We start from the raw sequence: 25,979 nt of genomic DNA, 5'->3' as shown, positions 1-25,979 counted from the left end.
TAACTCAAAATGAACAAGGGCACTGTAAAATGGTTCAACGCTGAAAAAGGTTATGGTTTCATCACAGGAGAAGACGGAGCTGATGTATTCGTACATTTTTCTGCAATCAATGGTGAAGGCTTCAAATCTCTTGAAGAAGGCCAGGCTGTAACATATGACTTAACAGAAGGCGCTCGCGGAATGCAGGCTGCTAACGTTACTAAGTTATAATTGAAGCAACTGAAGCAGAAATTTCCCCTCGGAATCATATCCGGGGGGAATTTTTTATGTAATAAGAAATCTCCTCAGAATTTCCTATTATAAAAAAATCCCTATCTGGCAGGATTACACTGCAGCGGAAGGGTAAATATCGCCCAAGACGCCCCACCGTAGGCGGAGAGTCCTGTAGACAGGATTCTTTTTATTGTTATTATATAAACAAAATGGGGACAGATCCGAAATCCATCCCCATCTTTTTAAGCTACCTCAGGCAGTTTTTTCTTATATTTTCTTATATTTCATACTTATTCCGCCTCTGAATCTGCACTAAGTCCATTCAGATAAGAATCCAGTGCAGAAGTATCCATAACAGTCTCTGTCGTCACAGTCTCCTGACCTTCTGTAACCTTTCCGTAAACAGAATAACCAATCCAGCATACAGCAACCATACACGCAACAAGCGCTGCCAGTTTCTCAATAGTAAGGATCAGTTTCTCCTTTTTCATAATTTTCTCACGGTTTGCTTTTTCTGCTTTATAGGCATCTACTTTCTTCTGACTCATAGCCGCACGTCTCCTTTGGGATAAAATATCAACTTAGATGAGTATATCATATTTCCCAACAAAATGGAAGTATGTTCACTTACAGTTCACAAAAAACGCCTCGCGAAATGTTATCAGTGAATACGCTCTAGAGCATGTTTGAAAAAGGCTTTCTGCAAGATGTGCGTCATAATTTGTGGGAGATTTTGTCCGGATGAGGGCGCCGTAGCGGGCTACGGCAACCGAATTCGGACAAAATATACCGCAAAGTGGGGCGTGCAGATTGCGGGAATGATTTTTCAAACAGGCTCTAGCATCAGACAGCCACAATAATTCCTCCATCATTTGCATACATACTGCTGACACCGGCTGTGTCAAGAACCACAATATCAGCCAGCTTCATCTTCTCCTGGATGGCTTCTTTAAGCATATTTGCTTTCTTCGGGCTGTTGCAGTGGGAAATGGCAAGAATTTTGTTCTCACTGTTTTCTGTCACTTCCACAATTTTATCCACCATTTTCACAAGCGCCTTATTCATGCCTCGTGCCTGATCCAGCTGGCAGATCGTCCCCTCCGGAGTAGATCCCATGATCGGTTTGATCTTAAGGGCTGTTGCCACAAGCGCTTTCACACGGCTGAGGCGGCCATTTTTACGTAAGGTTTCCAGATTCTCCAGCACAAAAAAAGTGTGCTGTTCTTCAATATATTTATTCACAACGCTGACAACATCCTCAAACGGAAGGCCGGCATCTTCGCACTGTGCAATTTTCATTGCAATCAAAGTCTGCCCTATAGAAGCAGAACAGGAATTGAAAACATGAATCTGAACGCCTTTCTTCTCCTCATGAAGAAGACTTGCTCCAAGCACTGCACTGTTATAGGAACCACTGAGTTCAGAGGAAAGAGTAACGCAATATATATGTTCAGCTTCGCAGTCAAATGCCTTTCTGTAGCTCTCTGGCGACGGGCAGGCTGATTTCGGACATTCCGGGCAGGCGGCAACTTTCTGTAAAAAATCTGCCTGGTTAAATGTCTCATCATCTATTATATTCTCACTTCCAACAGTCAGTGTAAGCGGTACGGAAGCAAATCTTTCATCCTGTTTCCACTGCTCCAGAAGTTCTCCACAGCTATCTATCACAATTTTATAACTCAATTATATCGTCCTCTTTTCCGTAATATGTAGTTTTAAATACCACATCTATATTAACACATTACTATGTGTTTGAAAAGAGTTTTTTCTTCCATTTTCCCCCAAATTGCTTTATAATGGTTATTGTTCATCAGCAACTGATTTTCATATATTGATGTCGTCGACAGGCGACATGCCCTTTAGAAAGGAGGTCCCTATGCTCGCTTTAAAAATCACTGACCAGAAGAATTTTACCAATAAGCTTTTTCTTGGAGATACCTTCGATCTCTTCTGGCTAAACCAGGCAGAGATCATTACCAGCAATGTTTTTTCCATTGACGGCAAACTCCAAACTGATTTTTTCGATAATGATGAGCAGGAATTTTTAGCTTCCAGCCACCGTACATTCTCTCTCTGGAAAGAAGTAAAACCATTTTGTTATTCTGTTATCCGTGGAAAAAAAGCGCCTCTTTCTTTCAAAATCGTGCTTCAGTTTTCTCCGAACAAGACCGTTGCATTATTGCAGAGTTCTGCATTTTCACTTTCTCCCGAACTGATAACAGGTCTGTATTTGAATCTCCAATATAAGAATAAGACCTTGTTTTGTATTACCGGAACATCTATGAAAACCTTTCTTCCCGGTAAAGAACTGGACCACCTTTGGGAGCAATATGTGATGGATTTTTTTCATCGCAGCGGATTATCTGTAGAAGAAGTTTAATCCTGTCAGAATAGGTTCTCCATTAATTTTCCAATAGAGTTATTCTGGCATTCCACGTCTGGAACCTTGCTTTCTTTTTCATCTCCCAGATAAAAGGCGATCATATCTACAAATTCACTGTTGGTAGGTCTGTATTCCAGAGGATATCCGGCAATCTCTTCCAGTCTTTCCCGATGATTTTCCCAACATACATTTACAATTGTACGAATATCATGCTCAATATTAGATGGCTTGGATTTAAATTTCTTTGCAAGCCTTGGATAAATATCTTTTGTGATCTTCATTGGTCTTTCCTGAAATTCCATTGTCATGCGTATGGCTTCCGCCACAAAATAATATCCTTTATATTTCGATGTCGCACCAAGTTTGCGTATCGTGCCGTATACCTCTCTCATTTTTGTCCCTCCCACAATAAGTTATACTTCTGATTCTGCATCTGCAGTCAGCCCTTGATTTGCCTCTACATATAATACGAGTTAAATTTGCCTTTTTTAGCATTTTGAGACGAAAATTAAGAAAATTGTAATATTTTTTAGAGATTTCGAGATAAAATTCTATAGAAAAACAGAATAACAGGATAAACTTTTCCAATTTTTCATATAAAAAGGACAGGCGTCCTAAATGCAATACTCATTTATGCGTCTGTCCCTTTTTGTCATAACTTATTTTGTCAGCATAAGCAGAATTTCATTGCTTCTCTGAACAAATCTGGTCATCTCTTCCGGTGAAAGCTGTTTATGGCTCAGCATGGCAAGATCATACAGTTCCTCGCAAATAACCGGGGTCTTATCAGAATCCTTGTTGTCTGCTACAAACTGAACCAACGGATGTTTCGCATTCAGAACCAAAGTTTCCTGACCACCAAACATAGATGGATCCATGCCGTACATATTATACATCTTCATCATATCCTGCATACGACGGCTCTCTTCAGAAAGGGTCATCATAGCAGCAACTTTTTCATTTTTCAGATTCTCAACCTTCACTTCCAGTTTGTCATTCTTCAATGCATCTCTGAATACTTCTGTAAGAGTCTTGGAAGTCTCCTCGTCAGTAGCTTCCTCCCCACGCAGTTCTTCTGTAAGATCTGCATCAATTCTCTTAAACTGGATAGTCTGATTCTTCTGCTCCAGATGGGAAATAAAAGCGCTGTCAATATTGTGTTTCAGAATAACAGCATCCTTCTTTGCCTCACGGAACATGTTAATATACTGACTCTGCTGAACCTCATCTGTTACATAGAAGATAGTAGTCTTCTCAGGCTCTTTCTCGTCTTTCGCGCCGTCCTCTTTCTTCTCTTCTGTGGATTCAACAGTCTCTTCTGTCTTAGTCTCATCTTCTGGTTTCCTGTTCTCTTCGATGCAATCTTTCAGAGTCAGATATTTGCCATCAATGTTCTTGAAGAGGATATAATCATTCATCTTATCTGAGAACTTACTGTCCTTAATGCAGCCATATTTGATAAATGGACTGATATCATCCCAGTATTTCTCGTAGGACTCACGGTCTGTTTTACACATTCCGGTAAGCTTGTCCGCTACTTTCTTTGTAATATACTCGGAAATCTTCTTCACGAAGCCATCGTTCTGCAGTGCAGATCTGGATACATTCAGTGGAAGATCCGGACAATCAATTACACCTTTCAGAAGAAGCAGAAATTCTGGAATTACTTCCTTGATGTTATCTGCGATAAATACCTGGTTATTGTACAGTTTGATCGTACCTTCAATGGAATCATATTCTGTATTGATCTTCGGGAAGTACAGAATACCTTTCAGGTTAAACGGATAGTCCATGTTCAAATGAATCCAGAACAAAGGCTCCTTATAATCCATAAAGACTTTACGGTAAAACTCTTTATATTCCTCATCTGTACAACTGTTTGGATGTTTCATCCACAATGGCTCCGGATCACTTAAAGATACCGGACGTTTATTGATTTTTACTTTATCTTTTGCAGGAGATACTTCTACGACTTCTTTCTCACCTTTGTCATTCTCTTTCTCCTCAGTCTTAGCATCCTCGTGGATACGCTCTACAATTACATCATCATCACGAAGCTCAGCCTCATCAATAGTCTCATACTCCTGCGGTGCATTCTCTTTAGACAGATAGATATTTACCGGCATGAAAGAACAATATTTCTCAATAATCTCTCTCATACGATATTCGTTGGAAAATTCTGTACTCTCATCATTTAAAAACAGAGTAATTTCAGTACCAACTGTAGTCTTATTGCCTTCCTGCATATCATACTCTGTACCACCATCACAGGTCCAATGTACTGGAGCAGCGCCCTCTTTATAAGAAAGAGTATCAATATGAACTTCATCTGCTACCATAAATGCTGAATAAAAGCCAAGTCCAAAATGACCGATGATCTGATCATCCGTGGTCTTATCTTTATATTTGGAAAGAAACTCAGTAGCTCCTGAAAAAGCAATCTGTGTAATATACTCTTCCACTTCATCGGCCGTCATACCAAGACCTGTATCAATAAACTTCAAAGTCTTCTCTTCCGGATTCACAATAACTTGTACTTCAGCTTTGTAATCATCCGGAAGTGTGTATTCACCCATAACATCAAGTTTCTTAAGCTTCGTAATTGCATCACAACCATTGGAGATTAACTCTCTTGCAAAAATGTCGTGATCAGAATATAACCATTTCTTTATAATTGGAAAAATATTTTCACTGTTAATTGATAAACTACCATGCTTCTCAGCCATGCAGCTCACTCTCCTTTGTCTTCTTAATTATACAAACTATAGTAATACCAAACTGACTAAAAGTCAAGGAAAATTTAGCACTCATTTTAATTGAGTGCTAGTAGTTTTTATTAAAAGAAGGGAGACCATTTCTGGTCTCCCTCATTCGTTCTGCTCTCATTCACAATTACTGTTTATCTGAGAATCCACTATTATTTTTTCTTATTGCGGTAAACAAGTATTCCTGCAATTAATACAATCGCAACAATCAGAATAATTACAAATGGGAGGATTGGAGTATTATCCCCGGTCTTTACTGCATTCTTCTGATTTGCATCTGTTTTGTCTGCAGCCGGTGTCAGAGTCTGATTCGGTGCAGCATTTACAGTGAAATTAACCTGCTTGGTATCCTGTGTTCCAGTGTTTACCCAGTTGCTTCCATCAAACTGCTGCTGATTATATGTGACAGTCAAAGTATAATTTCCATTCTTGCCCATGCGGAAAGTTGCAGAATATGGTGCGCCGTCCCAGCTTCTTGCCTCAAGAACCTCCCAGTTCAGCGGCTGATATCTTACATCTCCCTTAATCGGATTTTCAATATCCATACCTGCGCCAACTGCAGTGAAAGTAATCTTGGTCTCTGTAGTATAGTTTCCATCGGAGCTGATTCCTGTGATACTGTTATTCCCTGCATCAGATACAATCGGTCCACGGCTTACAGTGACATTAACAGATACTACAAGGCTCAGGTTATCCGGATTGGTAACACCGTCTGGAAGAGCAGCAGTACCTTTCACAGAGAACTTCTGTGCTTCTGTACTGTTCTGATTATATGCACTGCCCTTTACATCCCATTTTACAGAGGCATTCATATCGCCCTTGTTTGTAGTAATCTTAACAGTAGATGGAAGCTGCAGTCCAGCTGCTGACTTCTCAACCCCGTTTGCCAGACTGATATCAGATACTTTGCCTACAGCTGTAAGCTTGGCAGCAGCTTCTGTTACTGTAAAGCTTACTGGAATATTCAGGTAATCTGTCTGATCTGTCTTAATGGAAACAGTCTGTGTATAGGTTCCTGCTGCCAATCCAACTGCCGGTGCAACAGTAAAGGATACAGACTGGTTTGCATTTGCCTCTAATTCTGAAGCAGACGGAGCACTTACTGTAAATTCGTTTCCGCTTACACTTACAGCAATACCGGTTAATTTCACATTTCCAGTATTGGATACATTGATTGTAACTGCAGCTGGTGCTTCTTTGTAACCAGCTTCTTTACTGTCGAATTTCACTTCGGAAATGTCGGTAGTAAATGAAGGAGCTGGAGTAATCTCCGGAGTCACTTCCGGGGTGACTTCTGGTGTTACTTCCGGAGTTACCTCTGGGGTGACTTCTGGGGTAACTTCTGGAGTTACCTCTGGGGTGACTTCTGGGGTAACTTCTGGAGTTACCTCTGGTGTCACTTCCGGGGTGGTTTCCGGTGTAGCTGGTTTCTCTGCTGGCTGCTGATCTGTATTCGTATCATCCTGCTTCTGCTCAGCTACTGTAAGCTTTGCAATGAAGGAAACCTTTACACCTTCCTCTGTTTCATAAGTGATCGTATCACTGTATTCTCCAACAGCTGTACCTTCTCTTGGCATAACCCATGCATCGACTGATTCTCCAGCCGCAAGAGAACCCAGATCCTTTACCATAAAATGTTCCGGACTGATTTCTTTGAAATTAAGAGTGCTGTTGCCAGTATTCTTAACAGTTACATTCTTAGTCATGGAAGAATTCGCATTTTCCTGTGTGAAACCTGCATTTACGGTTCCAAAATCAAGTACTGCAGTACCATCTTCTGCAGTATTTTCTGCAACAATTTTTGCTGTATACACAGGTTCCTGCTGGGCAGGGGATTCAGCTGATGCTCCCTGATTTGCAGCCTCAGCCTGTCCATTCTCAGGAACTTCCAGATAGCCTTCTGTTCCAATGTTAATCACACTGTCATCTGTAGTGATCTCAGACTGGGAATTGTCAGCAGAATTCTCTGTGTCCTGTCCATCTGCCGGCTGCATAACATCAGCGGAAGAATCAGTTGGTTCATCAGCACCAATGTCAGTTACTTCCTCGGTTTGTGTATCTTCTGCCACATCCTGAGCCGGCTGTGTGTTCTCATCTGTCTGGGAACCTTCCGCAGGTGTATCCTCTGCTGCGATCTCCTGAACAGGGGTTTCCTCTGTCGGTGCAGCCTCCTGCTCTCCCTCTGGAAGCTCTGTTGTCTCTTCCGGAGCTTCTTCCGGTGTAGCCACAATTTCAACTGTATTTACTTTCAGTTCTCCGGTTATGCCCATTTCGGCCTTTCCGGTAATTTTCAGCTCAATCTTATTTCCAAGATCTTCATCAACAAGCTTATAGGTCTTCTCAGTGCCTACTTCAGTAAGCTGATCTCCAACTTTTCTTGACCAGCTGAACGTTACATAATCGTCTGTAAGTCCTTCCGGTGTAACCTTTTCATAATCTGCGCTAAGCTCAGAGCCTACAGCTGCAGTTCCCTTAATCTTAAGCTGACCTCCAAGTTCTCCCTCTGGTGCTGCTGCCGCAAATACCAGAGACGGAAGCAATGAAAGCATCATAAGAAAAGTCATAATCATTGCTATAATTTTCCTAGGTCTCATATGCCATCCTCCTTTACATTCCCCTTTTAGGCTGACCTGTAACATTATTGTAACATATTTTAAACATTTCCACAAGCACTTTTATTTTATTGTAATTCTTACAGTGCATGTGACAGTGCTACTGTTCGCTCCGCGCACTGCAACCACTTCGCGCTGCACAGGAATCATGCATCCGCACGATTCCGCGCCCAGCTTCTCGGGTTTTCTGTGAACTTTGTTTACAAAAAACACCTCGCGGAACATTGCCAGTGAACCATAACGCGATAGTTGCTGGCCACTTCTTTCTCCGGAAAACATCCTATGGGATGTATCCTCTCTTCTGAACAATAACACATTATGTTCTCTTGTTTAGTGTCATTATAGCAACCTGATTTTATACTTATGTAATATGAATTTATCCGATAACTGTTCTGAATTTCCAACCGGACATACTGCCTTTTCGCCGGTTTCATCACCTTATGTGAAAGTCAGTTACTCTACAGCTGCAAACCTCTGCTTCAAAAGATCATCCCTCCACAATCAGATATTTTCCATCTGGAAGGGCAAATACTTCACTTGCTTCTTCTAATTCTTCATTACTCATGCCATCCACATCTGCACCCATTCCAGACAGATATTTTCGCACTTCGTCAATAGAATCTGCAACTACAGCCATGCAATCCTCCAGGAATTCCTCTGCTTCTTCGTAAGTTTCTGCAACCGGTTCATCAAAAAGCTGCTCCTGTTTTTCCAAAAATGTCTGAATACACTCCTCTGTATACATTTTTCCGACCTCCTGTTTTATAATAAAAGTTATAACTGTTTAGAGCCTGCTGAATAGTTATCAAAATTTTACTCTTCGCATTTTTCCTCATATAAATCAAGAATATCCTCTGGAGAATCCACAAGATAGTCCGCTCCATTTTTCAGCAGTTCTTCTTTTTCCCTGTATCCCCACAGAACACCTACCGTGTACATCCCGGCTGCTTTTCCAGTTTGCATGTCTGTTCCGGAGTCTCCCAGATACATACACTCTTCTGGCTTAATTCCAAACTGCTCCGCGATTTTAAGCGGACCATCCGGTGCTGGTTTCTTTCTTACAGAATCACTCTGTCCCATAACTGCATCAAAAATCTGAGACCCAAACATTCTTTCCACCACTTTCACGGCTGCTTCATGTGGTTTATTTGAGCACACCCCCAGCTTCACGCCTCTTTTTTTCAACTCTTTTAAGGTTTCCGGCATTCCCGGATAATGCTGTATTTTGTAAAATGGGTCTTTATCAAATTCTTTTCTATATAACGCTCTTGCTTCCTCATAGTGCAGCAATTCCGGATCTCCTGCATCGACCAGAAGTCTTTTCACCAGCATGTCAGCACCGTTTCCGCAATAATATCTGTAATTTTCTATAGGCATTGGTTTCAAACCGTATTTTCTTACAACTTCATTTCCTACAACAGCCATGGAATCCAATGTGTAGGCTAAAGTTCCGTCCAGATCAAAAATACATGCTTTTATCATTTTCTCATTCCCCTTATATTGATTTTCATTTTCTTAAGTTCATAAACCAGTCTTCCTACAGGAAGCCCAACCACATTATTGTAGTCTCCGCAGATTCCTTTTACGTAAATTCCAAATTTCCCCTGGATTCCATAGCTTCCTGCTTTATCCATAGGCTCCCCTGTTTTTATATATTCCAGAAGCTCTTCCCTGGAAACAGGATAAAATTCAACGTCGGTCCTTTCACTGAAAGTATAAGGCTTCCAGATACCCTGTTCTTTTACAAGAAGGGTTACACCGGTATAGACCTGATGGGATTTCCCCTGAAGTTTTAACAATGTATCTAATGCATCTTCTTCATCTGACGGCTTTCCAAGAATCTTTCCTTCAAATGCAACTACGGTATCCGCACCAATGATCAGACAAGGTTCACTTTCATTTTCAAGTCTGTCTGCAACCGATATTGCTTTATCCTGCGAAAGCTTTTCCACCGTTTCCGCTGGATCTGTCAGGTTGGTGTTCTCTTCCCCATTGCTTACAACCACAGAAAAAACCACACCGGTTCTTGCAAGCAGTTCCTTTCTTCGTGGGGACCCAGAAGCTAAAACAATTTTCTCCATAATCTCTCCTTTTCTGTCTTAACAGTATAACCCTCCATTTATATGGGTGCAACGATTTTTTTCTTTTCTTTTTGCGTAAAAAGTATTACAATATAGACAACTCCATTAAGCTTTGTTTAGACAGATGGAAAATACCGAAAGGAGCAGACAATATGGCTAAGATTAACAAATATTGGGGAATGGTTGCACTCGGAGCAGCAACAGCAGCAGTAGCCGGTGCCGTAGCAGCAGCTTTTGCCAAAAGACATGCTTTGGAAGAGGCAGCTGACCTTGAAGATGATTTTGAAGATGAGCAGGAAGATGACGAGCAGCCTGAAGCAAAGGATGTCCACGAAGATTTCGTAACCTGGGAAGCTACTTCCGAAGATGAAAAAGATGATGAAACCGAAGGCTCTGAGGAGCCTGATTCACAAGAAAGTTCAGAGGATACAGAAGAGGATTCTGCTGAAAATGCAGAAGAGCAGGATAATGCTATAGCCGATGCTCTTGAAAAAGCAGCGAAAGATGAAGATAAATTCGAGGAAGAACTTGCTGAAGCTGAGAAAGAGCAGGACGAAGAAGAAGCTTCTATCCACATTGATTAATTGCAGGTAAATTCATAATTATTCCACATTTTACAAATAGTGACAATCAGGCTTGCCACTTTCGTTGACAGTATTTAGATTTCACTTTGCAAGAAGAAGTTCCAACAGAATTTTCTATTGCAACCCCCCCACGGCAATTTGAATATAATTTTCCGTGGGGGTTTCTTTTACGCTTTTGGAAGTTTAAATGAACTCTTAAGAGAAACAATACGGTTAAATACCGGTGCCCCTTCTTTGGAATCATGAATGTCTGCACAATAAAAGCCATTTCTTACAAACTGGTAACTATCCAGTCCTTTGGCTTTCAGAAGCTCTGGTTCAACATAAGCAGACATCTCTATAAGAGAATTCGGGTTCAGATTCAGTTCTCCTGTCTCTTTATCATAAACACCCTTTTCCTCATCTACGATATTCTCATAAAGACGTACCGGAACCTTACCTGCATTTGACGCTTCAACCCAGTGAATGGTTCCTTTTACTTTACGTCCGTCAGGTGCATTTCCGCCCTTTGTTTCCGGATCATAAGTACAATGTACAGCAGTAACTGTTCCATCATCCAATGCCTCGAAACCTGTGCATGTAACAAAATATGCATTCATAAGACGAACTTCCGTACCAAGGAAAAGTCGTTTGTATTTCTTTGGAGGATCGATCATAAAGTCTTCTCTTTCAATATAAAGTTCCTTTCCAAATGGAACCTTTCTGCTACCAAGGGCTTCATTTTCCATATTGTTCGGAGCATCCAGATATTCCACCTGTCCTTCCGGATAATTGTCAATGATCAGTTTGATCGGATCAAGGACTGCCATATAGCGAGGAGCCTTTAATTTCAGATCCTCACGGATACAGTACTCGAGCATTGCATAGTCTACTGAACTGTCAGCTTTGGATACACCACAAAGTTCCACAAACTTCTGAATAGATTCAGGTGTGTAACCACGGCGACGTAAACCGGAAATAGATACCAGTCTTGGATCATCCCATCCGTCAACAATTCCATTCTCTACCAGCTTCTTAATATAACGCTTACCTGTTACTACATTCGTCAGATACAGCTTTGCAAACTCAATCTGCTTCGGAGGATGTGGATATTCCAGTTCTCTTACAACCCAGTCATATAATGGTCTGTGATCTTCAAATTCCAGAGTACAAATGGAATGTGTAATTCCCTCAATTGCATCCTCAATAGGATGAGCAAAATCATACATCGGGTAAATACACCAGGTATCTCCTGTTCTGTGATGGCTTACATGAGCTACACGATAGATAACCGGATCTCGCATGTTCATGTTTGGAGAAGCCATGTCAATCTTTGCTCTCAGAACTTTCTCACCATCAGCATATTTGCCTTCTTTCATCTCTTCAAAAAGCTGAAGATTCTCTTCTACAGTTCTGTTGCGATACGGACTCTCTTTGCCAGGCTCCTTTAAAGTTCCACGATATTCTCTGATCTGGTCCGCAGTTAAATCGCAGACATATGCCTTACCCTTTTTAATCAATTTTACTGCAGCTTCATACATCTGTCCGAAATAATCGGAAGCGAAGAACAGTCTGTCCTCCCAGTCAGCTCCCAGCCATTTGATATCGGCTTTAATGGACTCAACAAACTCAGATTTCTCCTTAGTCGGATTGGTATCATCAAAACGCATGTTGAATTTACCATTGTACTCTTTCGCCAGTCCGGCATTTAAAAGAATGGATTTGGCATGTCCTATATGAAGATAACCGTTTGGCTCTGGCGGAAAACGTGTATGAACGGTGTCATAAACTCCTTCTGCCAGGTCTTTATCAATGATATTCTCAATAAAATTTTTGGAAACCTTTTCGTTCTCCATGGTTCTCCCTCCTGATATCAACTCTTTTATAGCATAAATTCCAATATCTGTCAGAGCATGTTAAAAAATTTTCTTCAATATGTGTATCGGGAATAATTTCTCAAACATATTCTGTTCTTTGATGATTTATCTTATCATAAATAGGTGCATTTTAAAAGTTTTTCTTACAAAAATATTGATTTTTATCCCTATCTATGAGAATATATTAATTTATGCCACAAAAAAATCCCTGATATATAATCAGGGATTAAAAAGAGCTGATGACGGGAATCGAACCCGTGACCTCCGCCTTACCAAGGCGACGCTCTACCGACTGAGCCACATCAGCACTCTCATGTCCGGCATTTCTGCCGCTCACAGTTGATTATATTACCAGAAGGTTATCTTATTGTCAACACCTATTTTCAAATTTTTTCAAAAAATATAAAATAATTAAAATTCTTTGCTGCAGCACCTGCCGCTGCAACCTGGCAGGTACTGCTATACTGCATTTTTCATTTTTCAGGAATAACAATATTCCGCACATAATCTGTATCTGTCAGTAAGCCATCTCCGCTTTTCTTGTTTGTAAAGGAAGCGGTCCCATTCTGATTTCCGGACAGATCAAACTGAACAGTATTTCCCTGTACAGTTCCATTTACTACCTGGTCAATTTTCTCCAGTTTATACCGCATAACTTTACTCTCTTGAACCTGGTATTTCCCTGCCGGAAGTGCGAATACAGCCCTTTTGCTTACATCTGCCCGGGTGTCTGTGTTTTCTTTTGTAAATTCCACAGTTTTAGAGTAAATACGTTCTTCTCCATCCAGATCTGTTCCTTTCACCGTGAATGTAAAGGCCGGATTTCCCTGTCCCCAGACAATTTCATCTCCATGAAGAATTTTGTTTATTGTAAGAGTCACCATCTTCACATCTGTCATCTGGAACTTCTGAACTCCAGATGTACTTTTTACCGTACAAATCACCGGTTTTCCTTTTTTGTAACCGGAAGGAGCTGTTATTTCTGTAAGTACATATTCTCCGGCTGGCAGTTTATTAATCCTATGAGCAGTTTTCCCGGACGTCCAGGTGTCGATCACTTTTCCGCTTTTATCCGTCAACTGCATAACAGCTCCTGCAACAGCTTCACCTGTCACCTTATCCGTCTTTAAAAATTCCGCTTTTATATAACGATTTTCAATTACCATTGTATAACCTTGCTCATTCTTTACCAATCCATTTGCATCCACAGTAAATTTATGAACTGTGTTATCTAAAACATATCCGGCAGGTACTGCTGTCTCCTGTATACAATATGTTGCAGGTGACAGCCCTTCCAATTTTATTAATCCGTTTTTGTTTGTTGTGTATGTTGTTCCCGCCGAATCTGCATTTGCACTGCTTTCCCATAAACGGAATTTTACGCCTTCAATAGGAGGACGATTTCCTCCTGCTTCTTCCGTTTCTGTTACTTTTTTGATGTACAGATGCATTTTCTGATTTCTGACAAGGATCGCTTTTTCAGGCTCTGTTTTGCTTAAATTCGCCTCAAATACCTGCCGGCTGATTGCATATCCCGCTGGTGGTCTTACCTCACTTACCTTATATTTCCCAAGATAAATGTCTTTTGAAATGGCTGTTCCATTTCCACCCGTTACTATAGTATCTGCTACAGTCCCAGCTCTCAGCAAAATATTTCCAGAAGCAGAACGGATGTCCTCCAAAGCTGTGATCTGAAATTTTCCATTCTGCAGTGCCTTTCCTGTCTCATCCACTTTTCTTATAGTAATATGACCTTTTGGAACTTTTTCCTTTACAATCACCCTGGTCTTTTCTGTATTTTTTGATGTGGAAGAAGGTTCTCCTCCGATCCAGTTAAAAGTACTTGTAGCAATATTGTATATATGGGCTTCCAGTACATCCGGATTTTGATTTGCTACATAGTACTGCTGTAAGTTACTGTTACTCTTCAATCCAACAGTAAGTAAAAGACGCACGGATTTTCCATAACAGCGCTCTGGCAATTCTGCCACAGAAGACAAGGTAATCGAATTTCCAGCAACATTCAGACTCCAATCTCCGCGTACACTGTCAGAAGCGCCAAATGAAGCTTCTACTGTCTGATCAAGATATATCTGAACCCCTTTCAGTTCAAAACAGTCTGCCAAAGTATCCTGGATTTTAAATTTGGAAATTTTCCATTCTCTTTTATTGGAAGGAATTTCCTGAACAATTTCAAACACACTTTCAAAATCTCTGCCATTATACTCTGCAGTAACTATTCTCTGATTTTCCCTTAGAATCCATTTTTGAGGATTCTTTGGTTCGGTTCTGTTTACGCTTGCCCTATCTGCAACATTGTTCGAGGTAATTGTTACAGCCTGCGAGTCTCCTTTATGCTGTGTCGTAACAGTAAAATGATTGCTGGTCACATAAGAAGCTACAGTTCCGTTATAAGTACAGGAAATCTCTCCTGGTACCATTCTGGCGTTAAAAATCACATCATAGGATTTCCCATAAAATCCTCTGTCACCAAGAGCAGCTTCTGTTGCCTTTAAGGTAATGTTCTTTCCATTTACAGATATCTGGAACCGTCCATCCACTCTGTTCTGCCCGTTTTCATAAACCTCCGCTGTTGCAGCTGTCAATTCTGCTCCCGCCGGCAATGTATCTGCAATTTCCATTCTGGTCATATACCCGCCAAATTCATTATCCGGCACATTTATATTCAGTTTATATTTATACTCACTGTCCGGACCTGGAAGAAGAAGGTCTTCTCTCCATACCCCATCCTGCAAATTGGCAGTATACTTCTTTACAGAGGCATTCACTACTTTGTTTTTATATCTTGTACAATCTGTAGTCACTTCATCTGACCAGGAAGTTTCTGCGAGCCCATTTATATGCTGACAGGTAATCGAAGCCTTATTTTTTACCTCATAACGGTAACTGTCACCACTGTAAACCGGTGTTATTTCAGTAGGATCCATTCTCACTTTTATCTGAAACTCATATGTTTTTCCATAAAAGTCCGCCTGTGACAATGCTGCCTGTGTAGCCTGAAAATTTATCACATCCCCATCTGTAGAAATACTAAACCATGAGGTTACATCATTCTCTGAAGGCAGCATCTTTACAGCTGCGTAACCAGCGAAATCGACTCCTGCCGGCAGGGTATCACTGACTTCGCAAGAGCTGTAATAATACGCTGAATGCTCTTCCGGGATATCTGTCTGCAAGGTATAATAAAATTCCGAGGTACTGTCAGACAAGATGTTTGACGTTCCCTGGGAAGCCAGTGTATTTCCAGTCTTTTTTACAAGGCCAGGATACTCTACCGGACCATAGCCTTTCGCATCCCAGTTAAGTCCGGCAGACGTTTTACAGGTTCCAGTCTGTACATCAGCAAATACACTTTTGATCCTGCTTGCTGTTTCAATAGAATAAGCTCCGCAACCAGGCCGCAGAATTGCCAGATAGAAGCCGGATGAATTGTCCAGCTCATAGACAACTGTATTTTGCGGAATCTCTCCGTCAACGGCAGGTGCCGGTGCGGTAAGAACTTCAAAGTTTTTGGAAAATAAAGTTTTCTTCACTACATTTACTACAGAATCAGTTGTCGCATACCGGTGTCCTATAGAACCATTCTGAAGATTGATTCCAAATCTCTGGTACAAATCAATATCCAGCCATCGAAAACGATAGTTGCCTGCAACCGGAATATCTGTACCGCTTTTTACAATATCAATTTTGATTTCCTGTGCAGAGAGCTCATCCTTAAAGCTGATCCACAATTCATTTGAATTGCTGACACCAAACATAGGATAAATTCCCGTTATTTTATTTCCCTTGTAATCGTAGGTATAATCCTGATAATTATTACAGGTAAGAAGAAGGTCTACCTTCGTATTTGCTTCTTTATTGTATCCTACATGTGTAACACGAAAACCAAATTTTCCTTTTGCATTGTTATTAAGTGGAACAAAATACGGTCCCTCTACCATTGCTCCCTGCTTCATTCCTGAAATAACGTCATTTCCTGCATTGTTCCATGAATAAACCTGGGTATCCGCATTCCAGCCAAGTCTTGTATATTTGCTGCTGAAAAGCGTACTTCCATTTGCAACAGCGGTAAAACCGCCCTTTCCTTCTCTTACAGGAGTTCCTTCCTGTGCATAATTTTCCGGAGCAACATATGCATCAATCAAGTCATCTGTGCTGCCATCTTCAAGCACTTCCAGACCATCTTGAAAAAACATGGAATCCTCTCCTGAAGTTTCCATTTCCTCCAAAGAAGACAAAAATTCTCCATCCTCATTTGCAATCAGTCCACTCTGAAAAAATTTCTCCTCTTCTGAAACATTCCTGTCGGCTTCTGTACTGTCTGTTTCTGTACTATCTGTTTCTGCCCCATCCATTTCATCATGAGCAGGATTTTCTTCACATTCAGCTTCTTCAGGCGCTGTATTGTCTTGCATTACTTCCTGCGCTTCCGTTTCAGTTGACACCTTCTCATCTTCCTGTGCCCTTACTGCCCAGCCAGGATAGGAGAACGCTACAGGCACAGCCAGAGCCGCGGCCAATATAGTTTTTTTCAGATTTCTTTTTCTCATCCCCTCGCCTCCTTCTGGTCAATATCAGCCTGTTTCAAATATTCCTGATAGATTTCTTTCATGGTTTTGCTTCCATCCTGTTCCTGAATAACGCTGGCAATCACAGGTACATCATAGCTTACACTTGCATCCAATTCCCCCTCTAAATAGGAAACAGCAGCAAGTTTTCGAAATAGCGGTGTAGTGGATTCTCCTGGGTTCAAAACACTTTTATAGCCGTAAATATATTTTTTGTTTCCTGAGGTTTTCTCCTGATAAAGAAGAGTCCACTTCGTCTCGTCTGCCTGAAATGTAAACAATTCTCTGTTTTCTCTTATTGTTTTTCTGCCTGTACTGCCATCCAGAACAGCTATACTTCTCATAGGAACATTTACCTCCAGAAAAACATTTGCACTGTTTTCCCCTATATTTTTTACAACCGGATCTTTTTCCAGGATCTGACCTGGATAAACCTTTGACGCTTTTTGCGTATCCCAGTGGGCTTCTGTAAGCTGCGCCTTTACAGATCCTGCCGTAAAAACATTCTTTACTTCGCCGGCGGATTTGCTTAAATACGCAGCTGTTCCCCCGGCAAAAGACATAGTTCCGACAAGCAGCCCCATAACTGCCAAAAAGCTTCTTTTTTTCCTCAACTTATCTCACTCTCCTTTTTGTCTGCCCTTCAAAAATTTCTGTTGCCAGATAAATTGCAAACAGGAAAAAGACTGCCGCAATTTTACCCGTTCTGCTTCCTGTAAAGTTCAGCACATATCCGGCAAAAGGGATGCAAAATACAACCGTGCCCTGCAGATTTTCCCACTTTACCGGTTTTGTATCCTGATATTGATTGGAATCCCCTTTTGTTACAAAAAAATGCTTTTCCTTATTGTTTTCAGCTACCCGGTGTGTAATCATTGTTCTCCCTTGTTCTGTGGTAAATGTAATGATCTCCCCTTTTTCTACTTTTTCCGGCTCCTTTTCCTTCACATATATGGCACTTCCAACTGGCAAATCAGGGCTCATGCTTCCAGACATTACGCTGTAACATTTCATGCCATATATCTGGGGAAACGAAAGTCCGACTAACAAAATGACAAAAATCACCCATATGATTTTCAACAGACCTTTTCCCCAGATTTTTAATCTCATCTGTCTTTTTCCTTTCTGTACAGTTTTCTTGCAGTTACTGCAAGAACCACCGCAGCTGCAAATAGCGCAAACCATCTTGCCAGCAGATTTGTGTTATCTCCGGTTTTAGGGCTTGCAGACGCAGTTGCATACACTTTTTCTCCTGCTGCTCCATTTAAGCTTTCCTCTCCACCGTTGTATCCACTTCCACCACTGTTTCTGTTTTCGCCATACTTTCCATTTCCGCTTTTATTTCCACTTCCGCCGTTATTTCCGTCATCTCCATTGTTCTCATCGTCATTGTGCCCCCGGTCACCATTTCCATTTTGACCGGAAGATGAATCCGAAGAGGCCTGACTCGCAGAAAATACCCATTTCACTTTTCCCAACAGTTCCTGATATTCATTATCCATCTCTTCACTTAAAGACAATTTTACAATCAGATTTTTTCCTGCTCCTGGTTTAAACTCACCAAGGGAAATGTCTTTTTTCATGCTCCAGCCTTTTTTCGTCAGATTTCCATCTACAGTTCCATGATAAAGAACTTTATTGTTCTCCAGAATTTCAATCTTTGCATAACTGGTAAGAAGCTTCCGTATCAGCTCCAGATTCTTTTTGCTGTGTTTGTTCTGTTTGGCAGCTTCCGCCCGAAGGCTCATCTTAATGTTTAAATCCGAATTATTAGCAAGCCTTATTGTCTGGCTTCTTGTACATCCAGGCTGCAGGTTCTTAAAATTTGCAAACAGATCTGTTTTCTCGCCGCCAATGATCAGCTTATGATTTTTGTCAAAAATCACACTGGTAACAACTTCGCAAGTACATGGCTGATAGGTAATTCCAAGATCCTTCTCATTTTTTCCCCATATTGCTTTCATTTCGCCGCTCTCTGCCTGTATACTCTCCAGATTTACAATAATTCTTGCCTCTTTGTTCTTATAACGGTTGTCTGCTTTTTCAGAGAGATAGTAGCTGTCCATCAGAGGCTTTTTCGTGGTTTTTCCTGCCGGCAATACATCCTTATAGTACCAGTAGCCGTCCTCACACAGCTTCCAGAGATCGGTGTTGTAATGAATTTCGATCATCTCAGGATCCAGTTCCCGATTTTCCAGAAACTGACCGGTTTCACTGATACTCCCAAACACTCTTCCAATTTTTATCCGGACAAAGGAATCCACAGTTCCTTCATTTTTTATATTTACCTCTTTCACCACTTTCTGTCCCGGATCTACATGATCTGGCCTTACATAATTTTCCTGTATGGAATTTTTGTAAGAGGACATGGACAGCAGATTTACTGCATATTCAGATACATTCCAGGCAGCCAGCGCAGTACCGCATGCAAGCAGCAGTACTGCCACCACAGTTATGCAGATACTTGTGCACTTATGCTTCTTCATGGTATCTCTTCCTTTCTGATCAGTTCTCACTGCCGCGGTTTATTTCCTGCAAGGTTCCTCCTTTAATTTCTTCATCCAACATGCGGTAAGCTTCTGACTGGGTAGCAAATCCTTTGCTCTGAATTGCCTGTGCTGTTACTTTCAGCTGATAATTTCCAACTTTCTGCATCTGTGTCTGATTCCAGTCTGTAGGAATCGCAATATTGGTAAACAGGGTAGACTCTTCTCCAATATTTAAAATTCCATCCCCTTTTGCTCCCATATAATTGAAAATAAGTTTTGATGCAGTGGAGCGTGCCGTGTCCTTTGTCCACAATGGATTTACCATTGGATAGGCTGCCAGCTGTGCAAGGTTATAGCCGGGAATCCGATCCTGGATCAGTCCGGTAGCCTTACCTTCTTTTTTGTCATATCCACCGGTAAAAGTCTTATCAAAATAAATGGTTTTATAAATCAGATTCAACGCCTGATCGTCTGTGATCGGTGTCCCCTGACTATTCAGAATGTCCACACTCATTCTCACATAACAGGGCTCGTCCCCGTTTTTGTCGGAGGTAATGTTCTTTACAGTTGGATTTTTGTATACCGTGTATCCCGGATACATATTCTTTCCATCGTTTTCATTTGGATCCCAGTCCGGTTCTTTCAGACCAATATCAAGGTCCCCTGTGGTAAAAACATTGGTCTGCACAGAATTTTCCGTGAAATAAGCCATTGTGTTTCCAATTCCAAATAACATGGCACATGAAAGTGCTCCCGCAAATAATGCATTTCTTTTTCCTCTGCTCATTTTCATATTATCTCTTCCTTTCTCTCATTAAAAATGAAACAATCCTGCTTCATACGCACTTTTTGGATTGTTAAGACCAAAATATTCTTCTCCTGTCATCTGCTGAAGAATCTGTCCGGAAATCTTAATTTCCACCCCGCCCATTTCCTGGATCCAGGTCTGCCTGCGGTTATTTACCTTTTTATCCACCCAGACCTTTGTAAATAGAGGAACAGTTGTTTCTCCTGTACCATTCAGGTTCCTTTTCAAAACTTTCGAGTAGTAAAAATACTGTACAGGGTCTGTCTTTTTCTGATCAGCAAATCGCACCCATTCTCCTTTAGCAGCATCGTCACTGTTATAATCAATGGTATAAACCTGGACTACTTTTTCCATATCCTGAACGCTTAAGACTTTTCCTCTTTTGCTCTTATCCGGGCAATTCTGACTGTAAACGAACTCACATTTCAATGCTGCAAGCTCATTCATATTCAGTTCTGATGTATTGGTTATCTGAGGATCTTTTGCAACAGAAGAACCCGGAACAGTAAGTAATCCTTTCTGTGGATTCCATAACGGCTCTGTAAGAACTGCATCCAGGCCTTTTTCCCCGGCAAATGTCAGCTTGTTTGCAACTTGTCCTGTATCCCCAAGATAAGCAAGTGTGCCGCCAGTTCCCACAGCCAGACATAACCCGGTTCCAAAGATCAGCGCTGCCTTTTTCATTTTTTTCATGTGCACCTCCTTACAGTCTTGAAAAGGCTTCTTCCGGAGAAGAAAATCCTTCGCTCTGAACCGACTCTTCATACACAAGAATATCAAATGGAACTAAATCTTCTTTTTTTACTGTGTTTTTTATAACAATATTATCAAAAACCGTATCTGTTCGCAGTCCTGGCTGAAGCTGTTTCTGATAATAATAGTATCCGTCTTCTCCTGTTTTCCAACTATCTTTTATCTTAAGAGGCTCACACTGCGCCTGTGCATCCAGATTGCTGAATACTACCCTGACCCGGACATATACCGGAATCACAGAATCATTTACAATACATGGCTTTTTCTTTATGACCGATCCTGGTCCAGGATCGGTCGGAGGATCAAACTCTTCTTCAATGTGTGTCTTATTCTCCACTATCTTTATCCTGTTAACAGTTTCCTGGCGGTCAATTAAATAGGCATACACCATAGAACCTGCTGCTCCCGCCAAAAGGCAGAACGCTAGTACAAACAGCATCCATTTCTTTCTCATGGATCAATCACGGCAGGAACCGTTCCTGCTTACTCCTTTCCTCCTGGAATTTCTGTTATTTTGCAGACCTGCTGCAAAACAGCTACTGCTCAAAAAGACCAGTAACCATAAAATCAGCACATGGGTACCACCTCCTTTACAAAGAACCAGAACGGTCATATCTGTCATTAGGGATTTTTTCGAAAATTAAATAGTAAAAAGAATAAAAGATTTGATTTATAAATATATCTGAGATCAGTGAAATAAATAGAAACTATAATTATTAATATTTTAACAATTTCTAAGGTACAATAATTAATTAAATGGATTTTAATAACTGAATTAACAAATTTGAATTAAAGATTAAATTGACGCGTCTTCTGTGACGCATTGATTAATTGATATGATAACATGTTTTTTGAAAAAGTCAATACAGGAAATAGAATTTTTCTATTTCCTGTACCAGCTCCTGGACTAGAAAAGGCTCTAGCTTATTACCTCGCGGATTTTGGAGCGGATTCTCTGCAGAGCATTATCAACAGATTTTGGAGATTTATTCAGGATTCCTCCAATTTCCACATATCCTTTTCCCTTCAGATACAAATCCAGCACTTTATTTTCCATAGGACTTAAATAATCTGAAATTCTTTTCCGAAGATCTTCTGTAGTCTCCTGATCAATAATGATGGATTCCGGATTCTCCACGCTCAGTTCCCAGATTGGACTGCTTTCATCCTCCTGATTCAACGATACATAGGAATTCAGAGGCTGGTGCTTCTGGCGGTTAGAATTCTGAATGGCACTGTATATCTGCCTGTCAATGCATACCCTGGCAAAAGTAACAAAAGATGCCTCCTTATCTGTCTGAAAATCCCGGACTGCTTTAAACAAACCGATCATTCCTTCCTGAATCAGGTCATCTGTATCTCCTCCGATGAGGAACATGGCCCGGGCTTTCTGACGCACCAGCCCTTTATATTTCTCCATCAGATAATCTTCTATGGCTGTCTCTCCAGCCCGCAGACGGGCAATCAGTTCTTCATCACTTACACCATCGAACTTTCCCATATTTCCTCCGGATTTTATTTCATTCTCTGGCGAACCACCTCATAGGCAAGGATTCCTGCTGCAACAGACGCATTCAGAGAATCAATATCTCCCTTCATAGGAATAGCTGCCACAAAGTCACATTTCTCCTTTACAAGGCGGCTCACGCCCTCTCCCTCATTTCCGATTACCACACCCATAGGACCGGTAAGATTCAGATTGTACATCAGTTCTCCGCCCATATCTGCGCATACGAACCACATACCCTCTTTTTTCAGCTCTTCGATGGTCTGTCCAAGATTAGATACCTTGGCAACTGGTGTGTAGTTCAAAGCCCCTGCAGACGTTTTTGCAACTGTGGATGTAAGCCCTGCAGCATGTCTTTTCGGAATGATAACACCATGTGCGCCTGCAAGGTTGGCAGTACGGATAATAGCTCCCAGATTATGGGGATCTTCGATATCATCAAGAAGGAAAATGAAAGGTGCTTCTCCTTTTTCCTTTGCTTTATTTAAAATATCCTCAACTGTGGAATATTCATATGCAGCCACCTGCGCGATCACGCCCTGATGTGCGCCTGTCTCGCTTAACTGATCAAGACGCTCTTTCTGTACAAAATTAATGATCGTATCTTTTTTTCTTGCCTCACGGATAATGGTGCGTACTGGTCCATCCTGGCATCTGTCCAGAACAAAAAGCTTGTCCACGCATTTTCCTGAGCGAAATGCCTCTAATACCGCATTTCTTCCTTCAATCTGCTCGCTCATTTGCAGCCTCCTGTCTCTTATTGCCTTTGTAAAATCATTGCTGTTATTCTTTATAAATTCTCTTCCGGAATTCCTTTTCTCACCAGTTCCACAATTCTGGAATAATCTTCCTTTAGGTACAGATATCCCATCAGTGCCTCAAAGCCTGTAGCTCTGCGGTAATCTGCCATTGTAGCATGCTTGGCCATTGTAGGGGAATGCGCATTTCTGCCTCTTTTATAGACAGCCAACTCTTCTTCTGTAAGATCTGGTTCCAGAAGCTCCATCATTTTTGACTGCGCTCCTGCCTTTACCAGACTGCTGGCCTTTTTATGAAGCTGATTCACCGGACAGTTGCCTTTTTTTACAAGGACCGTCCGGATCACCAGTTCATAAACACCATCTCCAATATAAGCCAGTGTCAGCGGGGAATAGGTTCGCAGATCCCTGTCTTTCAGATCAAACAGTTCTTTTAATTCACTTAAGCCCGTTTCCATTTTACTCCTTCACGTGTATCCTTAAGAATGATTCCCTTTGCAAGGAGTTCATCACGAATCTCATCTGCTCTTGCAAAATTCTTTGCCTTTCTTGCCTCCTGGCGCTCTGCAATCAGATCTTCGATTTCTTTATCCAGAATTTCTTCTTTCTTCACAGCAGCAAGTCCAAGCACATCACAAAGCTTCACAAGAATTTCAAGAATTCCCTCTGCAAAAGCAGCGCTGCTTTCTTCTGTTACATTTGTATTGGCAAATTTGACCAGTTCAAATACAGCTGCAAGCGCATCAGCTGTGTTGAAATCGTCTTCCATTGCTTCTTCAAATTTCTTTACATATCCTTCTGCCTCTACAAGAAGTTTCTTCTCAGCCTCAGTAAGTTCAGCAGCAGATGCCTTCTCCTTACGGTCTTTCAGGCGTCCTGCTGCCTCTGTAATTCTCTCAAGGGCATTCTTGGAAGACTCCATAAGATCAGCACTAAAGTTCAGCGGACTTCTGTAGTGTGCATTCAGCATGAAGAAACGAAGCACCTGCAGATCATACTGCTCGCTGATTTCACGCACAGTACGGAAGTTTCCAAGGGACTTGGACATTTTACGGTTATCAATATTCAGGAATGCATTGTGCATCCAGTATCTTGCAAAAATTTTATCATTGCAGCACTCGCTCTGTGCGATTTCATTCTCGTGGTGCGGGAAAATAAGGTCCTCACCACCGGCATGGATATCGATCTCATCTCCAAGATATTTCTTAGACATAACAGAGCACTCAATGTGCCAGCCCGGACGGCCGTCGCACCACGGAGAAGTCCAGTATGGTTCCCCTTCTTTTTTCGGTTTCCAGAGTACGAAATCCAGCGGATCTTCTTTCTGGTCCTCTCCTGATACCTGAAGCGCACGGAATCCAGACTGCAGGTCATCCAGGTTTTTGTGGGAAAGCTTTCCATATTCTTTAAATTTCTTTACACGGAAATATACAGTTCCGTCTGCCACTGCATAAGCATATCCTTTATCCATAAGAGTTTGGATCATGCTGATCATGCCGTCAATTTCCTGAGTTGCCTGAGGATGTGTAGTAGCAGGCTTCACGTTCATTCCTGCCATATCCTTTTTGCACTCTTCAATATATCTCTGGGAAATTTCTTCTGCGGAAACTCCCTCTTCGATTGCTTTCTTGATAATTTTGTCATCTACATCTGTAAAGTTGGATACATAGTTTACTTCGTATCCTTTATATTCCAGATAACGGCGGACTGTATCAAAAATGATCATTGGACGTGCATTACCAATATGGATCAGGTTGTATACAGTAGGTCCGCAGACATACATTTTTACCTTTCCCTCTTCAAGGGGTACAAATTCCTCTTTCTGACGGGTCAGCGTATTAAAAATCTTCATTTTATTTCTCCCTCCGGTCAATTTCTCTAAATGTTATTTCGCAGCTACCAATTCCAGACTTCTGCAGCATTTTGTACTTGTGCGCACAACAACATTATTTCTTGTATAAAAGGCAGACTGCCTGGGAAGCAATTCCCTCTTCTCTTCCGGTAAAACCCAGCTTCTCCTCTGTGGTAGCCTTGATATTCAGACAGTCAGGCTCCATATGCAGCGCTTTCGCAATGTTTTCCTTCATCTGTGGAATATGAGGTGCCATCTTCGGCTTCTGGGCAATGATCACAGCGTCAATATTTCCTACACCATATCCTTTTTTTTCCAGAAGAGAGGCTACATGTTCCAACAGCTTTACGCTGGAAATCCCCTCGTATGCCGGATCTGTATCTGGAAAATGCTGTCCAATATCTCCAAGAGCTGCAGCTCCCAAAAGAGCATCCATAATCGCATGAATCAGTACATCTGCATCTGAATGTCCCAGCAGGCCTTTCTCCCACGGTATCTTCACACCGCCAAGGATCAGATTCCGGTTCTCTGTCAGTCTGTGTACATCATATCCCATTCCCACTTTCATAAGATTATCCACATTTCGTCCCTGCCTTTCTTCTTGAAAGGGATTTTCCTGCATAGCAAAAAATCCCCATGCTATCGTTCGCTATTATACATGATTTCCAACTAAAAAGCAATCCGTCAACAGTTTAATATGCCAGGGATTTCTGTCTGACATTCCAGACT

The 25,979-nt window shown here is 41.3% G+C and carries 25 protein-coding genes, 1 tRNA gene and 1 pseudogene; 4 read left to right on the top strand and 23 right to left on the bottom strand.

Features of this window, described 5'->3' with window-relative positions; all coding sequences use genetic code 11:
* Positions 1–9: 9 nt before the first annotated feature.
* Positions 10–210: a cold-shock protein gene (locus tag AB5706_RS11515; protein ID WP_008705499.1), complete on the top strand. Its 201-nt coding sequence runs from the start codon at positions 10–12 to the stop codon at positions 208–210.
* A 293-nt stretch (positions 211–503) separates the two neighbouring features.
* On the opposite strand, the gene AB5706_RS11510 is transcribed toward AB5706_RS11515, so the two are convergent.
* The gene (locus tag AB5706_RS11510) at positions 504–761 is read right to left on the bottom strand and encodes a hypothetical protein (protein ID WP_118579046.1); all 258 of its coding nucleotides are present in this window, start codon (positions 759–761) and stop codon (positions 504–506) included.
* A gap of 75 nt (positions 762–836) precedes the next feature.
* A pseudogene (locus AB5706_RS11505) lies at positions 837–983 on the bottom strand (DUF6783 domain-containing protein); the annotation flags it as partial.
* On the opposite strand from AB5706_RS11505, the gene AB5706_RS11500 reads away from it, so the two are divergent.
* Positions 921–1,073, top strand: a complete 153-nt coding sequence (locus AB5706_RS11500; RefSeq protein WP_325064521.1) for a DUF6783 domain-containing protein — start codon at positions 921–923, stop codon at positions 1,071–1,073. The pseudogene AB5706_RS11505 and the gene AB5706_RS11500 sit on opposite strands and share 63 nt — an antisense overlap.
* Here AB5706_RS11500 and AB5706_RS11495 read toward each other — a convergent pair.
* Positions 1,057–1,896 (bottom strand): DegV family protein, encoded by an 840-nt coding sequence (locus tag AB5706_RS11495; RefSeq protein ID WP_173718274.1) that lies wholly within the window; start codon positions 1,894–1,896, stop codon positions 1,057–1,059. The genes AB5706_RS11500 and AB5706_RS11495 overlap by 17 nt on opposite strands.
* A gap of 193 nt (positions 1,897–2,089) precedes the next feature.
* On the opposite strand from AB5706_RS11495, the gene AB5706_RS11490 reads away from it, so the two are divergent.
* Positions 2,090–2,593 carry a DUF5721 family protein gene (locus AB5706_RS11490; protein WP_173772383.1) on the top strand — a complete coding sequence of 168 codons (504 nt, stop codon included), beginning with the start codon at positions 2,090–2,092 and terminating at the stop codon, positions 2,591–2,593.
* Positions 2,594–2,598: 5 nt separating this feature from the next.
* Here AB5706_RS11490 and AB5706_RS11485 read toward each other — a convergent pair whose 3' ends face one another.
* From AB5706_RS11485 to AB5706_RS11460, 6 genes are all read right to left on the bottom strand, one after another.
* On the bottom strand, positions 2,599–2,988 hold the full coding sequence (locus AB5706_RS11485) for a sporulation initiation factor Spo0A C-terminal domain-containing protein (RefSeq protein WP_173772382.1): 390 nt from the start codon (positions 2,986–2,988) through the stop codon (positions 2,599–2,601).
* A 267-nt stretch (positions 2,989–3,255) separates the two neighbouring features.
* Entirely contained in the window at positions 3,256–5,322 is a 2,067-nt protein-coding gene (gene htpG / locus AB5706_RS11480; RefSeq protein WP_173772381.1) for a molecular chaperone HtpG, read from the bottom strand.
* Between the two features lie 191 nt (positions 5,323–5,513).
* Positions 5,514–7,955 carry a hypothetical protein gene (locus tag AB5706_RS11475; RefSeq protein WP_233456031.1) on the bottom strand — a complete coding sequence of 814 codons (2,442 nt, stop codon included), beginning with the start codon at positions 7,953–7,955 and terminating at the stop codon, positions 5,514–5,516.
* 505 nt (positions 7,956–8,460) lie between these two features.
* A complete protein-coding gene (locus AB5706_RS11470) occupies positions 8,461–8,718 on the bottom strand; it encodes a glyoxalase (protein WP_118579061.1) in 258 nt (85 codons plus the stop codon).
* A gap of 68 nt (positions 8,719–8,786) precedes the next feature.
* The gene (locus tag AB5706_RS11465) at positions 8,787–9,455 is read right to left on the bottom strand and encodes an HAD family hydrolase (protein ID WP_118579064.1); all 669 of its coding nucleotides are present in this window, start codon (positions 9,453–9,455) and stop codon (positions 8,787–8,789) included.
* Positions 9,452–10,054, bottom strand: coding sequence for a Maf family protein (locus AB5706_RS11460; protein WP_148462753.1), 603 nt, complete (start codon positions 10,052–10,054; stop codon positions 9,452–9,454). The genes AB5706_RS11465 and AB5706_RS11460 overlap by 4 nt, the downstream gene beginning before the upstream one ends.
* 152 nt (positions 10,055–10,206) lie before the next feature.
* Here AB5706_RS11460 and AB5706_RS11455 point away from each other — a divergent pair, with 152 nt between their 5' ends.
* Positions 10,207–10,638, top strand: a complete 432-nt coding sequence (locus tag AB5706_RS11455) for a hypothetical protein (RefSeq protein WP_148462754.1) — start codon at positions 10,207–10,209, stop codon at positions 10,636–10,638.
* 167 nt (positions 10,639–10,805) lie between these two features.
* Here the strand turns inward: AB5706_RS11455 and AB5706_RS11450 are convergent, their stop codons facing one another.
* From AB5706_RS11450 to ispF, 14 genes are all read right to left on the bottom strand, one after another.
* Entirely contained in the window at positions 10,806–12,473 is a 1,668-nt protein-coding gene (locus AB5706_RS11450; protein ID WP_118579073.1) for a glutamine--tRNA ligase/YqeY domain fusion protein, read from the bottom strand.
* 255 nt (positions 12,474–12,728) lie between these two features.
* Positions 12,729–12,801: transfer RNA gene (locus AB5706_RS11445), tRNA-Thr, on the bottom strand.
* 166 nt (positions 12,802–12,967) lie between these two features.
* On the bottom strand, positions 12,968–17,065 hold the full coding sequence (locus AB5706_RS11440; RefSeq protein WP_173772380.1) for an isopeptide-forming domain-containing fimbrial protein: 4,098 nt from the start codon (positions 17,063–17,065) through the stop codon (positions 12,968–12,970).
* Positions 17,062–17,697, bottom strand: coding sequence for a hypothetical protein (locus AB5706_RS11435; protein ID WP_148462756.1), 636 nt, complete (start codon positions 17,695–17,697; stop codon positions 17,062–17,064). The genes AB5706_RS11440 and AB5706_RS11435 overlap by 4 nt, the downstream gene beginning before the upstream one ends.
* A 1-nt stretch (position 17,698) precedes the next feature.
* A complete protein-coding gene (locus AB5706_RS11430) occupies positions 17,699–18,193 on the bottom strand; it encodes a signal peptidase I (RefSeq protein ID WP_173772378.1) in 495 nt (164 codons plus the stop codon).
* Positions 18,190–19,569, bottom strand: coding sequence for a hypothetical protein (locus AB5706_RS11425; RefSeq protein ID WP_148462758.1), 1,380 nt, complete (start codon positions 19,567–19,569; stop codon positions 18,190–18,192). Before AB5706_RS11425 ends, AB5706_RS11430 begins: the two co-directional genes overlap by 4 nt.
* Positions 19,570–19,588: 19 nt before the next feature.
* Complete coding sequence (locus tag AB5706_RS11420) at positions 19,589–20,365, bottom strand: SipW-dependent-type signal peptide-containing protein (RefSeq protein WP_173772376.1); 777 nt, start codon at positions 20,363–20,365, stop codon at positions 19,589–19,591.
* Positions 20,366–20,386: 21 nt separating this feature from the next.
* The gene (locus AB5706_RS11415) at positions 20,387–21,073 is read right to left on the bottom strand and encodes a hypothetical protein (protein ID WP_173772374.1); all 687 of its coding nucleotides are present in this window, start codon (positions 21,071–21,073) and stop codon (positions 20,387–20,389) included.
* Positions 21,074–21,083: 10 nt separating this feature from the next.
* On the bottom strand, positions 21,084–21,572 hold the full coding sequence (locus tag AB5706_RS11410) for a hypothetical protein (RefSeq protein ID WP_207718734.1): 489 nt from the start codon (positions 21,570–21,572) through the stop codon (positions 21,084–21,086).
* Positions 21,573–22,052: 480 nt separating this feature from the next.
* Positions 22,053–22,634 (bottom strand): RNA polymerase sporulation sigma factor SigH, encoded by a 582-nt coding sequence (gene sigH, locus AB5706_RS11405; protein ID WP_173772370.1) that lies wholly within the window; start codon positions 22,632–22,634, stop codon positions 22,053–22,055.
* A 14-nt stretch (positions 22,635–22,648) separates the two neighbouring features.
* On the bottom strand, positions 22,649–23,380 hold the full coding sequence (gene rlmB / locus AB5706_RS11400; RefSeq protein ID WP_173772368.1) for a 23S rRNA (guanosine(2251)-2'-O)-methyltransferase RlmB: 732 nt from the start codon (positions 23,378–23,380) through the stop codon (positions 22,649–22,651).
* Positions 23,381–23,430: 50 nt separating this feature from the next.
* Positions 23,431–23,856, bottom strand: a complete 426-nt coding sequence (locus tag AB5706_RS11395; protein ID WP_173718270.1) for a Mini-ribonuclease 3 — start codon at positions 23,854–23,856, stop codon at positions 23,431–23,433.
* Entirely contained in the window at positions 23,841–25,250 is a 1,410-nt protein-coding gene (cysS, locus tag AB5706_RS11390) for a cysteine--tRNA ligase (protein ID WP_173772366.1), read from the bottom strand. Before cysS ends, AB5706_RS11395 begins: the two co-directional genes overlap by 16 nt.
* A gap of 94 nt (positions 25,251–25,344) precedes the next feature.
* Entirely contained in the window at positions 25,345–25,818 is a 474-nt protein-coding gene (ispF, locus tag AB5706_RS11385; RefSeq protein ID WP_118579255.1) for a 2-C-methyl-D-erythritol 2,4-cyclodiphosphate synthase, read from the bottom strand.
* Positions 25,819–25,979 lie beyond the last annotated feature (161 nt).

It is taken from the genome of Ruminococcus sp. RTP21484sp1_RTP21277st1_D2_RTP21277_210401, from assembly GCF_040924225.1.
Lineage (GTDB): Bacteria > Bacillota > Clostridia > Lachnospirales > Lachnospiraceae > Blautia_A > Blautia_A faecis.
Note: the sequence above shows the minus strand (reverse complement) of the source record. Positions and strands in the feature narration are given on the sequence as shown.